Origin of the sequence: Psychrobacter sp. TB15, from assembly GCF_000511655.1 — a bacterium.
Classification (GTDB): Bacteria; Pseudomonadota; Gammaproteobacteria; order Pseudomonadales; family Moraxellaceae; genus Psychrobacter; species Psychrobacter submarinus.
Genome location: NZ_AYXN01000031.1, coordinates 57,523 through 70,938, shown reverse-complemented (window position 1 = coordinate 70,938; position 13,416 = coordinate 57,523). Strand labels below are relative to the sequence as shown.

Here is a 13,416-nt window from a genome sequence, read left to right as displayed (position 1 = left end):
TTATGTGTCGATGTAGCCACTCGTTAGTGTAGCATAGAGCTTGTAAAATATACGCCTATACAGTCACTTTGATAAAAAAAGGAATCATCATGAGCACAAAAGCACTTATCGTTGTAGATATTCAAAATGAGTATTTTCCGCAAGGTAAATTATCACTCGTAGGTATCAATGAAGCCGCTGATAATGCAGCTTTGGTGATTGAGTCTGCTAGAGAAAAAGGCCATACCGTCATTCATATCCGCCATGAAATGCCCTCTATTGATGCGCCGATATTTACGCCTAATACCGATGGTGTAGAGATCCATGAGAAGGTAAAACCGATAGAGGGTGAAGTCGTCGTTGTGAAGCATTATGCCAATTCATTCCGTGAGACGACTCTGAAAGAGCTGTTAGATAAAGAAGGCATTAAAGAGGTGACCGTAATTGGCGCCATGAGCCACATGTGTATTGATGCAACCGTTCGCGCGGCAGTGGACTTTGGTTATACCACGACCACGATTCATGATGCTTGTGCCACGCTTGATCTTGAATTTAATGGCACGACCGTACCCGCAGCTCAGGTTCATGCCACTATTATGGCAGCCATTGAGTTTATGTATGGCGAAGTGATTGATACCCAAACCTGGATTGCACGTTAATACTGAGTGTTTAACCAAACCCTCATTAAGTCGTAAAACAGACTCATCAACAAGAATCTCATTAACAAGGTATCAAATTATGAATATAGCGAAATCGCTCACCAGTACCACGCTGTTAAGTGGCGTGATGTTGTTAACCGCATGTACCACCTTTGCCACTCCAGCGGCTAATCCTAACGCTGACAAACAGACGGCGACCAATACCGTTCAATTTCAGCAAATCCGTAATGCCACGATTAAGCTTGATTATGCAGGTACTACTTTTTTAGTGGATCCTATGCTAGCGGCTAAAAACGCTTATCCAGGGTTTGAAGGCACAGTAAATAGCCAAATACGCTATCCAATGGTCGATTTGCCTATATCCGTTGAAGAGGTGCTTAAGGCGGATGCTATTATTTTGACCCATTTACATGCTGATCATTGGGATGATGCTGCACGTAACTTAGTGCCTCGTGACATGCCAATTTTTACCCAAGATGAAGCCGATGCAGCAATCGTACGTAAAGATGGCTTTACCGATGTCAGAGTATTGACAAAGCAAGGTGTGGTGTTTAAAGGCACTAAAATCAATAAAACCATCGGACAGCATGGCACTGATGCGATGTATAAAGTTCCAGCGCTTGCTCAGTTACTTGGCAAAACGATGGGAATTGTGTTCCAAAAGCCAAACTATAAGACCGTCTATGTAGTAGGAGATACCATTTGGGATAAGGAAGTAGAAGATGCACTTACTCGCTACAAGCCTGATGCGGTTATCTTGAATACAGGCTATGCACAGCTGACTACCTTTGTCGATGACTCTATCATTATGGGTAAAGACGATGTATACCGTGCGTATCAATTCTCACCTAATGCTCAGATAATTAATGTGCACATGGATACGGTCAATCATGGCGCACTGTCGAAGGCAGAGCTGCGCCGTTTTATCGAGCAAAAACATCTGGATAAACAACGTACGCTTGTCCCTGATGATGGTCAGTACTACAAGTTCTAGTTCTTTATGGATTTGTTTTTAGAATCACTTTTGTCTAGTCGTACTTTTTGAGTATTGCTAGACATGATAAATATGGCACAACTGAGACAGCTTATGAATATTCCAAATTATTCAGGTAGCGCACCTTTCGTCCTTTCGGTGCTTGACAATGCCTTCACCGGCGTTGGCCACACAGTAGAGAACACCTTTCAAGAGATGATTGCGCTTGCGAAACTGGCGGATAAAAGGGGCTTTCAGCGGTTTTGGATGTCTGAACATCATGCCATGCCTGGCGCCGCGGTTCCTTCGCCACAGATGATGGTTGCACGTCTAACGGGGGAAACCGAAAGCATTAGGCTTGGTGCAGGCGGCATCATGCTACCGAATCATGTGCCTCTGGTGGTCGCTGAGCAATTTGGTATGCTTGATGCGCTGGCGCCAGGACGGATTGATCTGGGTTTGGGAAGGGCACCAGGTACGGATGGCGCAACAGCTTCAGCTTTGCGTCGTCACCATGCGGCAAACGATGAGTTTCCTCAGCAAGTCGCAGAGTTGTTGGGCTTTTTAGAAAATAGTTTTCCACAAGACCATCCTTATAGTGAGGTTCATGCGGTGCCAGGCCCATGGCAGGCCGAGCAAAATCGAGTGCCACCATCGAAGACCACAGCTGATGTCTGGATCTTGGGGTCATCGACTTATTCAGCGCATCTGGCAGCACAGCTTGGCAGACCTTATGCATTCGCTTTGCAGTTTGGCAGTGCTGATGTCTTAAATGCCATGCGGATTTACCGAGAGAATTTCCGTCCCTCAAAAATCCTAGCCAAGCCATACAGTTTGGTCAGTATTGGTGCGATTGCAGATGAAGACCCTGTAGAGGCACGTCGCCAGTCAAGTTCTACTGCTATGGCAATGTTAAGAATGTTCCAACGTAAACCTTTTGCCCTACTGCCACCTGATGAAGTGGCGGCTTTTCAAGGTAATGTACAAGAGCATCAGATTATTGACAAATATACTGATCAAACCCTTCATGGTACTGCTGCCGAGGTCGCAAAAGGTTTAGAGGATATTCAGGAAAAGACAGGGGTTGACGAGGTAATGCTGGTTGTTCAGGGCTATTCGCGCCCCGCCCAATATCGCACCGTTGAGCTAATCGCAAATCACTATGGTATGCCAAGTCACTAGATCTTGTTGAGAATAATGATATTAAAAGGTGAGCGAAGAGCTTAATACCTAACCATTGGACTTGTTATTAGGTATGCCAGCAGTACTTTTTATTCCCATAAAGGTACATTATGGTAAATGGTTTTAGATAGAATGATTCGGTTTCATTGGATCCATTGGGGCATAGCCTGTTGATAAGTTATTAAGACAATTAGTTGTTACGAACAGGTTTGTACAATTGAGCCTTGAAACTTTATAATGCTCAATGAAATCAAAAGGTAAAATGTATTGTCCACGCAGTTCAACAAAAATCACCTTTTGAGATAAGTTTGTAGTCCAACTAAGGTTATTGAATGAAACAGTATCTAGATTTATGTCAACGTATAGTTGATGAGGGTGTATGGGTCGAGAATGAACGGACTGGAAAACGCTGCTTAACCGTTATTAATGCTGATTTAAACTACAATGTAGGAGCTAATGAGTTTCCCTTAGTAACTACTCGAAAGAGTTATTGGAAAGCAGCTATCGCAGAATTATTAGGGTATCTACGTGGTTATGATAGCGCAGCTCAGTTTCGAGCTATTGGATGTAATACATGGAACGCTAATGCCAATGAAAATGAAGCTTGGTTAGCTAATCCTTATCGTAAAGGTAAGGATGATATGGGCCGAGTTTATGGTGTACAGGGGCGCAGGTGGCGTAATTCAGTAGGAGAGGAGTTTGACCAGCTTCATAAGATCTATGATAACTTGCGAAACGGTATTGATGACCGAGGTGAAATTCTAACCTTCTACAATCCAGGTGAGTTTCATATGGGATGTTTACGTCCTTGTATGCATACTCATACATTTTCGTTGTTAGGTGGCAAGCTTTATTTGACTTCATCACAACGTTCATGTGATGTACCATTAGGTCAAAATTTTAATCAGATTCAAGTGTTTACCTTACTAGCTCTCATGGCTCAAATTACGGGCCACGAGGCCGGAAAAGCTTATCATAAGATCGTAAATGCACATATTTATGAAGATCAATTACAATTAATGCGTGACGTGCAATTAAAACGCGAACCTTATCCGGCACCTAAGCTTCATATTAACCCTGAAATTAAGTCTCTCGAAGATATTGAAACATGGGTAACATTGGATGATTTTAGAGTTGAAGGATACCAGTATCATGAGTCTATTGCCTATCCATTCTCAGTTTGATATCAGCATAAAGTGAAAGCTGAGAAAAGGAGACCATCCCAGATTCTGTGTAACTGCCATTTAGATTAAATGCTTACTGATACGGTCATCAAACATAATCATAAAACGATTCAGAGCAGACGTCCAGTTACGGATGGGCATCGACCACCTTGACGATGCTTGCTGAGTCGCCAGATAAATCACCTTGAATGCTGCCTGATCAGAGGGGAACACCTTACGCTTATTCACCGCTGTCCGAATGACACTGTTTAGCGACTCGATAGCATTGGTAGTATATATAGCTTTTCTGATATCTTTAGGATACTCGAAGAACACCGTTAAGCCCTCCCAGTTATTGCGCCAAGACTTAACCACGTGCGGATAGTCCTTACCCCAAGTATCATCAAAGTGCTCAAGATTAGCCTCTGCCATCTCGAGGGTATCAGCGCCATAGATGGCCTTTAAATCAGCCGCTACGGCCTTTTTGTCCGTCCACGGTACGAACTTCATTGAATAACGCACCATATGCACGATACACAGCTGAACCTGAGCGTTGGGGTAAACGGTGTTGATGGCATCAGGGAAGCCTTTTAAACCATCGACACAGGCAATGAGGATATCTTGTACCCCGCGGTTTTGTAGTTCAGTAAGAACACCCAGCCAGAACTTAGCGCCTTCATTCTCTGAGAGCCACATACCAAGCAGCTCTTTTTTACCATCAAGTCCCACGCCTAAGGCCAGATAGATCGCCTTGTTGATGATCTGCTTGTCTTGACGTACCTTGACGACAATGCAGTCTAGATAGACGATAGGATAAACACTGCTCAATGGCCGGTTCTGCCAAGCTGTGATGTCCTCTAAGATGTTGTCAGTGACTCTTGAGACAAGAGAGCTTGAGATATCGACGTCATAGAGCTCTTTAATGCTCTCTACAATCTCGGTGGTGGTTTGACCCTTGGCATAAAGGAATATGATCTTGTCATCAAGGCCACTAATACGGGTTTGATGCTTGCGCACGAGTGTAGGTTCAAAGTCACCATGACGGTCTCTTGGGGTGGATATCTCAATATCGCCTGTGTCGCTACGGACTCTCTTTTTAGTGTGTCCGTTGCGCTTATTAGGTTTATCCGCCTTTTCATGCTTGGGATAGCCGAGATGATCTTCCATCTCAGCTTCTAGTGCAGTGTCGATAAAGGATTGCATGAGCTGCTTTTGGAAGTCTTTAATGTCATCAAAGCTTTTCATGCTACCAGCCATTTGCTCGGCCAGTTTTTTAATGTCAGATTGAGTCGTCATTGCTTATTCTCCTGTTAGTGGATTATAAGCAGTTACACAGAGTTTGGGAAAGGCTCGAGAAAAGTGATAAATTTCTATTAGGCATAAAGTATCAGTATATGTGATTTATGCTATAGGGTATATGCTTATTAGCTAAGCTCTTGCTAGCTCTTAAGTACAAGGAAATTAAGTTTATACTTTTATAACAAAGGTGGTCTCGATAGATTAGTGCATCAGCTGGTTCGGTGTTGCATCTTTTAAAGCTAACATTTGTCTCAGTTTTTTAATCTCCTGTCTAGCTTCTAATAACGACCTTTTATCTGTATCAGATTGTTTTTTATAATAATCTCGTGACTCTTTCATTTTTTGTAACCGTTTATCTGAGTGTTGAGCGACTCTTTTTATATCTTGATATTCATTAAACCAGTAGATAACCTCATTTTGTGCTTGAATCATCTTTGCTTCAAGCGCATTCTTAACATCAGCATTATCTATGGTTCTTTTGTCTTTACGCGATTTCTCTTCAGCTTTTCTGATATCTTTGATCTGGTTTAGCTTTTGGACGGGCCAACCACGGTTTGTAATAGTATTTCGATGAATACCAGTCATCTTCGAAAGTTGCGCTATAGTGGGTTTTAGCTTTTTGTTATCTTGAAGATCTATTAAGGCAATATTTAGAGCAGAAGTTATTGCTTCATAGTCGTCATTATTTTTTTGATCATAAGCTTCATTACTCATAGTTCGATTGCCTCACCAAGATTTTCCAATACCATTTTGGCCTCGTTCATTGCTGCTAGAATTTGCTCACGAGACTCCAAATATTCTGGTTTATTGAGGTTGGTTTTATTTAACATGTAAACTTCACGCCATTTAGGAGCATGCTTAGTAGTTACAACGGCTTGTTTGCATCGAGCTGGGTTACAACGCAGTGAACCAATACATGGTAGGCTTGAGTCATACTCTTCTGCTCTACCACCATAGCAAAGCCCTTGTCCCATATAGACCATGGCAACCCCTTGATCTACCATAGCCTCATAAATCTCATCCTCTGTGTATCCTTCAGCCATATATCCACTAAACGTCTTGATCAGACCTTTTTTATGCTCACTCGCTTTACCACCATAATATGTACCATTTGGATTATGGGCAGTTTTAATAGCATCTAATTCAGCTGCTCGGCGCAGTGATTTCGTATCACCTTTTCGGTTGCCGTCTTTTGACAGCATCTCACCTATATCACCGTAGCCTAACGTAACTGACGAGGTGGCGCCAGTAGATGTGTACTTAGAGATGCTCTCTACAAAATGTTTCAATTGAAACGATATAAGAGGCAATCCAACTTCAGCCTTAAACAATTGATATGTTAATGTGTGTCTTAACATATATGGATTGAATTTTAGTTCTTTAGCAACTTTTTCGCCTAAGAGTTGGCTAATAAAGTTATTCATTTGATACACGATACCAGTACTAGTCATTGACTGGGGGGAGTTATCAGGTTTAACAGTATCTACATTAGAAATTAAGTAGGGCGACGCCTTAATTTTTGAGATATACGAAGCTGCTAATACTGCATCCTTAACAATTGGTATAGCTACCCATCTGTCGTCAAACAAACCTGTACTAACTTCATCTTTATGCTTTTTGACCGTACTTTCAATCAGCCAGACGGAGTCACTTTGAATTAAGCACGAACAATCCTGAACTCTTATTTCTGATAGTTCAGATGGTCTCATACCTGTATATTGACCCACTAAATACGCGCAGGCATACGCTACGAGGTTAAAGTATTCTCTAAGATTATCTAACTTGTAACCACGTTTTTTCAATGCGTTACGTAAAGTTCGTCCACCCATGACACTAGAGTCTTTTTTGAGCATCCAATCATAGGGTTCAATTATGTTTGTAATGAAACTTGAAGGATAGCCTTTAGTTCCTAATCTCATAGCAATATAAGCATTTAAAATTTCGTGGGTTACTCCTTCTTCGTTTGCCCATGAAACGTGGTTGCTTGTATTAAATCTTTCTAAGGAGTTAGGATCTGATATCTTTGCTGAAGCTCCTATAGCGTTTAAAAAGTCCACTATGATAAAGGAAGCCATTTTCGAGAGAGATTCAAATACCAGATCTGGCAGTACTTGTTCTTTTTTCGAAGTATTAGTATTAGCAAGTCTCTTCCATTTCAGGCTATTTAACTCTACATAAGCGATAGGTTTTTCAAATACATACTGAACCGACGCTGGACTGCGTAGATATTTGAAAAATTTATCTAGCTCTATATTTTTTACACGATCGTAGTTTTCAGCAGCTTTGGAATACAGTTCGGGTGTTATATCGGAGAGTGTTCTGATTTTTTCCTGAACAAACTCATGGCCTAACTCATGAGATGCCTGTTTAAATATTTCATTAATAAACGTTAATCCATTTTCAAAAATTGTAATTAAAGAGTTTGCTTTTAAGACTTTTTTTGTTCGACTTTGGCCTTCCTTACTTTGAAGCTTGAAAATCGAATTGTTTAGCAAGGCCAACTCGAATATGATTTTTATTTCTATTAAAACGAATCTTGGGATATCTGTATACTTTGAAAAACTAATGCGGAGCTTTGCGCCCTGAACATTTCGTGCAGCATTAGGATAGTCGTCATTAAAGTCCCAAAAGTCGTCAGAAAACTTTGATAATTTCGATACAGGTTTGTCCATAAGGTACGTCACATACTCTATGTCATCTGTGTAATTATTTTGAAGGTGCTTCTTCTTTTGAACTGTAGCATGGTCTAGAGCATCTAAAACATATAAACGATGTTCTGCAAAACCTGTTAATACATTCAGCTTTTTTTCATAGTCCATTAGATTACTCCATCAACTAGTGTGGTCGTTTCAATGTATTCTGCTAAACGCCGTCCATTTTCTAATTCTTCTAAGGAAAAATTAGATAGTTCAGGTTCTGTAATACCTTTTATCAGTTCTAAATTCTCTGAAATAACATGCCCATAGGGTGTATCCATGACACGGGAGTGCTCTTTCAAAAGCGTATAGTCACGCTTCATTGCAAAAATTTCAGGCAGATTCTTAGCTGTAATAATGACATTGTCACAACCCAAACATTTGTTATATTGTGAGCATGGAGTACCAGGTATGTAGGATGAAAGATTTTTTACAAAATCTGGTGGGTCAAAAATATTTCTGCATTCAGCTAGAGGAGTATGAAAGGTTGTTACCAACTCATCATTTTTTTTGGACTCTATATCTTCTGGCACTTTCTCAACTTTTTTATCCAGAGTCGATTGATGTATCTCTTCTAATTCATCATTTATCTTCATTCTACTCATGGAGTTAAAATCTAGAGAATCTATATAACCGAGAGTTGTTTGGAGTGAGGAGTGACCCAACATGAGTTGAATTTCACGTACAGTTACGCCATTTCTAAGCATCTCACTAACAAATGTTGGTCTAAACCGACTTATTGTAAGAGTTAGGGGATCTCCTGCATCATTTTTTAAATTATATTTCTTAACAAACCTGGACAAACTAGCTCCCAATGCTTTTGCATTTTTTTCTTTGTTTCCTAATAGTGGAGATACTCTGCCGTGCTTTTTTGTACTATTCGACTGATAGATGAACAACCTATCTTTAAAGGCATCATCTTCAATATCTTGTCGAAAACTACTCGTCAATTGGACTAATTCTTCAAAAATAATTTTTATAGACTTAGCTTGAGATGACGTAAGCCATGTCAGTTCTGCATTAAAAAGATCGAGGTGGTATTCTTTATGACCATCAGACCTTTCTTTCCAATATCTAAGACAAGGCCGCGATGTTGCCGGATGGGAATCTACATAATCGTTTATATCAAGAGAAAGTAAAGGATTTGCATTTAAACCAGTAATTTGAGCAAGCCTTAAAACGTAAGGCGTTAGTGTATCCATATTTATCATTGGGGTAATGCCCCAGTCGTTGTATACCTCTATCAAACCCTTATCTGAATCATTAATAATTCTTAAGAAAGACTTCTCAATAGGTGATTTAGCTGTATTGTAATGAACTGGCTTACACATTAAGCGGTTTTCAAAGAGCCATCGCGCATTCTCTAGTGTCGAAAGGCCTCTAATGACTGAACCCTTTTCGTCCAAAGGATTGCTGCCTAAACCCGTTTTCTTATAAGGTTTGAGGGCTTTTCTAGATTCGCTCAATCCTTTTTCAATAGCCTCTAATATTCGAAGTCGCTCGTTCATTGTAAATGGCTTTTTAACATCTGTTTCTCTAGTTGTAGCAAATCCATTTATATTGAAAAAGCTATATTCTATATCGCGTACTTGAGTCAGCCGATTCAATGTTATACGGACTGAACTCAAAACTGTATTTGCATGATAACTTGATATTTCTTTATTTATTACCTTGTCCTCTAAATATTTCCGATATCTAGATAATAGGTATTCATCAAAAGTTGTTACGATTCTAAAGGGTTTATTTCCATACAGTTTAGATAAGAACTCTATAAATGAACTACTCGCAACTCTATAATTACTCTTGCCTGATTTTGAAGAGACAGTTTTGCTACTACAAGCAAACAGTTGCTCAACCTGAATAAACGGTTCTAATTTTGAAGGAGGGAAGAAGTCATCAGCTGCATTTAGCTCTCTTGCTGCGAGTCTATGAAAACGCTCTATCTGACTTTCACTATGATTTCTTCTATTGACATTCGCTTCGCTTGTTCTTTCAGCAACGCTTCTATAATTTGGATCAATAATTCCAATTTTTTCTAAGTCTTTGTGAATGAATTCCCAAGCATCTTTAACAACACTAAATCTTAAGGATTCTTTTTTTATAGGTAGTTGTTCTGGAGACATTTTTCCTATCGAAATTTTGTTGCCGAAAATAGGTAAAGTGTGCTTTTCCTCTACAGTTAGCTTTCTGTACCAATTCAAAAGTTTTCTAGTGTTTTCGATGCCAGCCGCTTCGTAGCTTTCACTTGGTATTATTAGAATCCCTTCTTCGATCATCCTTTCAATTAAAGGAGTAGTAAGACTCCTATATTTTTGTGCAACAGAGTATGAGACACCTACAGCACTCTGAATATGCTTAACAGCTACACTGAAGCCTAAAGTATTATCCGCTTTACTAATTGGTATTTCCCATAATGCTTCTGTATCCGCAGTTGTTTTCGATACCCATTCTATAACAGCTGCTTCGGCGTCTTTAATTGGTTGTTTTTCTTCAACGATTTTACAGTCTGCACCTAAAATCCCTAGCTCAGGAAAATCCTCATGAAACTCATCAATGGTTATTCCAATGTTTTTCATTTGATGTCCTTAATGCCAATTCTTAATTGCGTTTGTTCAGACAAGCGCCTCATCTTCTCGGCCCTAGTTAATAAGTCACCGTTCTCATCACACATACTGTTATAGATATCTTGGGGGATACTTGTATATATCTGTGTAGTCTGGAGATGGTTGTGCCCTAAGTTTTTTTGCACAATAACGAGCCGATCTAAGTAATCGGAACCTAAATCATTTGACTGCAATATTGAATAAGCATTTCCGTGCCTTAACTTGTGAGGAGAGATGCTTCGATCAAGGCGACCTTTCTTTATTGCACGTTCACTTATACGTTCAAGCAATTTGTTGATTGCACTAGGCGTGTAGGGAGTACCTTTAGCATTAAAAAATGCTGGGGTTTTAGACGGGTCTACATATTTACGGGCATATTTTTTATACAGGGGAGATGCATGATATTTCTGCACACGTTTGATAGTTGCTAAGCTAAGCAAAGTCCAGCGTGGCTTAATTTGATTACCACGGCCTTTACTTCCTTTGACTTTTAAAGGCACGTAATCAGCATGGATAGGCTGTTCATTATCGGAGGAAATAAACTTTTCAGAATTGAAGTTGTTAGTATCGTTAAAGTCCTGAAGAGTAACTCTAGGTAGTTCTGAACGACGTAAGCCAGAGTCGTATAAAAATTGGAGTAAAGCTCTTTCTCGTTCTGAATCAGTAAATTCAATCAATATAAAAAGGTCATCAAGTGTGCAAGAGCTAATGGGTGTGCGCTTTGGTGGTTTTGATAGCAAGCCATCGCTATATGGGTTATCTTCTCTAAGCTTATCACGGTCTTCTGTAGGGCTACAAAGGTATTCGATGAAGGCATGTATTGTCTCATCTCTACTTCTAACAGTAGATGAGTTCTTATGATCTTCACGAATTAAAAATGTCAGGTATTCTTGAATTACGTATTTTGGAACTGTAATAAATACTTCATCAGATTCACTGTCATCATAATCTGGACGACTACGAATATAACTTAAGAAGTAGCTTAGGTTTCTACCATAAGTAACTGCTGATTTATAAGAGATTATTTGATGTTTGGTTCGATACGACAAATACTCAGAAACAAGAGGAAGGATCTTGCCATCATCATCAAATACTCCAACACCATTCACTTTTACGGTTTTGTTCAATGATAAGTTTGGAATCTCATTGAGTAAACAAGACTTAGATAAATCTAACTTTGTATCAGAACAAACTTTAACATCCATAATAATCACTATCTCAATACATAGACTAAGTTATGTATTGCATTATATACGATCTATTACTCCGTATTGTGCATTATTGTTATGGGGGTATAATAGGAATAAATCCGCTGAGCGCTGATAAAGCTGACAAGAGAGCTTATTATCCGCAACAAAGAACTGAAACAATGTATGACAAGGCGGCAAGGCCACTTGACTGGCTTCGCTTGGATTCCAACCAGAGACGATAAGACGTCTGGAGTTGGGGTTAATTTTTATTTGCTCAATAAGCTGCGATATTTGATCGACGCCGTCATCATTATAAACATTGTTGTCACTTTCATCAGTGTTTTTAGTTGCGCCATAGTTGCGCCATTGATGGCCATAGACAGGGCCCAGATCCCCAGCAGGGCGATTAAAGCGCGCGGTTTGCTCAGCGGTGGCCCATTCATTCCAAATGCGTACGTTATTTTGCTGCAAATAATCAACGTGCGTGCTACCGCTTAAAAACCATAATAGCTCATACACGATGGACTTAAAGTGTACTTTTTTAGTGGTCAGTAAGGGAAAACCCTCTGCCAAGTCAAAGCGCAATTGCGCGCCGAAATGACTTAAGGTGCCAGTGCCAGTGCGATCGCCTTTTTCAGTGCCGTGAGCCAACACGTACTGGAGTAAATCAAGATAAGCTTGTTCGTTTTTGCTAGTAATCATGGTCTACAACTTCAATATTTAATAACAACTAAGTTTATTTAATGTCTAATATGGGTCTAATAAGCAGCTTGTCTACCCCAATCATAAATGTCACGTTTATAAGCATAAATGATGAGCACGATACCAATGATAATCATCGGTGCGCTTAAGATCTGCCCTTTGGTGACCCAGCCTAAAAGGATAAAACCTTGATCGGCATCGGGCTGACGGAAGAACTCGACAATAAAGCGGCTAAAGCCATAACCAAGCATAAACACGCCCGTCACCGCCATACGCGGACGCGGCTTTGAGGAGTACCACCACAGTAGCAAAAACAGCAGCAGTCCTTCGGTTAACGCTTGATAGAGCTGCGAGGGATGGCGTGGCAGTAAATACTGACCGCTAACCTCAGCCGCCAATTGCTGCAAGGTTGGGTCGGCCTGCATTAGCTGAGCATCAAAGGCCGCCGCTTGCGGGAAATAAGTGAGCCAGTTATAGCCGCCATCAGAGACACGGCCCCACAGCTCGCCATTGATATAGTTGCCAATGCGTCCAAACAATAAGCCCGTTGGCACGCAAGGCACGATAAAATCGAGGACTTGAAAAGGCGTCTTTTTATACTTACGCGCAAAATAAAGCATGCCAAGAGCGACACCAATAAGGCCGCCATGAAAAGACATACCACCTTCCCAAACCCTAAATAAGTAGGCCGGATTTTGTAGTAATTCGCCAAATTGATAGAAGAGCACGTAACCGATACGGCCGCCCAAAATCACCCCAAGCGCGCCAAAGAACACTAAGTCTGAGACCATATCCGTCGACCAAGCATCGCGTTTAGTACTGCGATACCAAGCAAGACCAAAGGCTGCGGCAAAGGCAAGCAAGTACATCAAACCATACCAGTGTACTTCGATAGGGCCGAGCGCTAACGCTACTGGGTCATACTGAGGATGAATGTTCATAAAAGTCATAATATTGAGAATAAGATGCT

11 protein-coding genes are annotated in these 13,416 nt (G+C 40.5%); 4 read left to right on the top strand and 7 right to left on the bottom strand.

Annotated features, from left to right (window positions below; all coding sequences use genetic code 11):
- Nucleotides 1–89: 89 nt before the first annotated feature.
- The 4 genes from W234_RS0107185 to W234_RS0107170 all read left to right on the top strand — a co-directional run bounded on the left by W234_RS0107185 (nt 90) and on the right by W234_RS0107170 (nt 3,977).
- Nucleotides 90–638: a cysteine hydrolase family protein gene (locus tag W234_RS0107185; RefSeq protein ID WP_025646090.1), complete on the top strand. Its 549-nt coding sequence runs from the start codon at nt 90–92 to the stop codon at nt 636–638.
- A gap of 79 nt (nt 639–717) precedes the next feature.
- Nucleotides 718–1,632, top strand: a complete 915-nt coding sequence (locus W234_RS0107180; RefSeq protein ID WP_025646088.1) for an MBL fold metallo-hydrolase — start codon at nt 718–720, stop codon at nt 1,630–1,632.
- A gap of 72 nt (nt 1,633–1,704) precedes the next feature.
- Nucleotides 1,705–2,793 (top strand): LLM class flavin-dependent oxidoreductase, encoded by a 1,089-nt coding sequence (locus W234_RS0107175; protein WP_264673175.1) that lies wholly within the window; start codon nt 1,705–1,707, stop codon nt 2,791–2,793.
- 332 nt (nt 2,794–3,125) lie between these two features.
- Entirely contained in the window at nt 3,126–3,977 is an 852-nt protein-coding gene (locus W234_RS0107170) for a thymidylate synthase (RefSeq protein WP_007394861.1), read from the top strand.
- Between the two features lie 60 nt (nt 3,978–4,037).
- Here the strand turns inward: W234_RS0107170 and W234_RS0107165 are convergent, their stop codons facing one another.
- From W234_RS0107165 to lgt, 7 genes are all read right to left on the bottom strand, one after another.
- On the bottom strand, nt 4,038–5,252 hold the full coding sequence (locus W234_RS0107165) for an IS256 family transposase (protein WP_025646083.1): 1,215 nt from the start codon (nt 5,250–5,252) through the stop codon (nt 4,038–4,040).
- A gap of 204 nt (nt 5,253–5,456) precedes the next feature.
- A complete protein-coding gene (locus W234_RS0107160; protein WP_025646081.1) occupies nt 5,457–5,969 on the bottom strand; it encodes a hypothetical protein in 513 nt (170 codons plus the stop codon).
- Nucleotides 5,966–8,074 carry a site-specific integrase gene (locus W234_RS0107155; RefSeq protein ID WP_025646079.1) on the bottom strand — a complete coding sequence of 703 codons (2,109 nt, stop codon included), beginning with the start codon at nt 8,072–8,074 and terminating at the stop codon, nt 5,966–5,968. The genes W234_RS0107160 and W234_RS0107155 overlap by 4 nt, the downstream gene beginning before the upstream one ends.
- Nucleotides 8,074–10,527: a tyrosine-type recombinase/integrase gene (locus W234_RS0107150; RefSeq protein WP_025646077.1), complete on the bottom strand. Its 2,454-nt coding sequence runs from the start codon at nt 10,525–10,527 to the stop codon at nt 8,074–8,076. The genes W234_RS0107155 and W234_RS0107150 overlap by 1 nt, the downstream gene beginning before the upstream one ends.
- Nucleotides 10,524–11,759 (bottom strand): tyrosine-type recombinase/integrase, encoded by a 1,236-nt coding sequence (locus W234_RS0107145; RefSeq protein ID WP_007394866.1) that lies wholly within the window; start codon nt 11,757–11,759, stop codon nt 10,524–10,526. The genes W234_RS0107150 and W234_RS0107145 overlap by 4 nt, the downstream gene beginning before the upstream one ends.
- 42 nt (nt 11,760–11,801) lie before the next feature.
- A complete protein-coding gene (gene thyA, locus W234_RS0107140) occupies nt 11,802–12,446 on the bottom strand; it encodes a thymidylate synthase (protein WP_025646070.1) in 645 nt (214 codons plus the stop codon).
- 56 nt (nt 12,447–12,502) lie between these two features.
- Nucleotides 12,503–13,387 (bottom strand): prolipoprotein diacylglyceryl transferase, encoded by an 885-nt coding sequence (lgt, locus tag W234_RS0107135; protein ID WP_025646068.1) that lies wholly within the window; start codon nt 13,385–13,387, stop codon nt 12,503–12,505.
- Between the last annotated feature and the right edge of the window lie 29 nt (nt 13,388–13,416).

Excerpts from the sequence above, each read along its gene's own strand:
- W234_RS0107165 (WP_025646083.1), bottom strand. The coding sequence starts at position 5,252 with ATGACGACTCAATCTGACATTAAAAAACTGGCCGAGCAAATGGCTGGT.
- W234_RS0107185 (WP_025646090.1), top strand. The coding sequence starts at position 90 with ATGAGCACAAAAGCACTTATCGTTGTAGATATTCAAAATGAGTATTTT.
- W234_RS0107170 (WP_007394861.1), top strand. The coding sequence starts at position 3,126 with ATGAAACAGTATCTAGATTTATGTCAACGTATAGTTGATGAGGGTGTA.
- W234_RS0107150 (WP_025646077.1), bottom strand. The coding sequence starts at position 10,527 with ATGAAAAACATTGGAATAACCATTGATGAGTTTCATGAGGATTTTCCT.
- lgt (WP_025646068.1), bottom strand. The coding sequence starts at position 13,387 with ATGAACATTCATCCTCAGTATGACCCAGTAGCGTTAGCGCTCGGCCCT.
- W234_RS0107160 (WP_025646081.1), bottom strand. The coding sequence starts at position 5,969 with ATGAGTAATGAAGCTTATGATCAAAAAAATAATGACGACTATGAAGCA.
- thyA (WP_025646070.1), bottom strand. The coding sequence starts at position 12,446 with ATGATTACTAGCAAAAACGAACAAGCTTATCTTGATTTACTCCAGTAC.
- W234_RS0107155 (WP_025646079.1), bottom strand. The coding sequence starts at position 8,074 with ATGGACTATGAAAAAAAGCTGAATGTATTAACAGGTTTTGCAGAACAT.
- W234_RS0107180 (WP_025646088.1), top strand. The coding sequence starts at position 718 with ATGAATATAGCGAAATCGCTCACCAGTACCACGCTGTTAAGTGGCGTG.
- W234_RS0107145 (WP_007394866.1), bottom strand. The coding sequence starts at position 11,759 with ATGGATGTTAAAGTTTGTTCTGATACAAAGTTAGATTTATCTAAGTCT.
- W234_RS0107175 (WP_264673175.1), top strand. The coding sequence starts at position 1,705 with ATGGCACAACTGAGACAGCTTATGAATATTCCAAATTATTCAGGTAGC.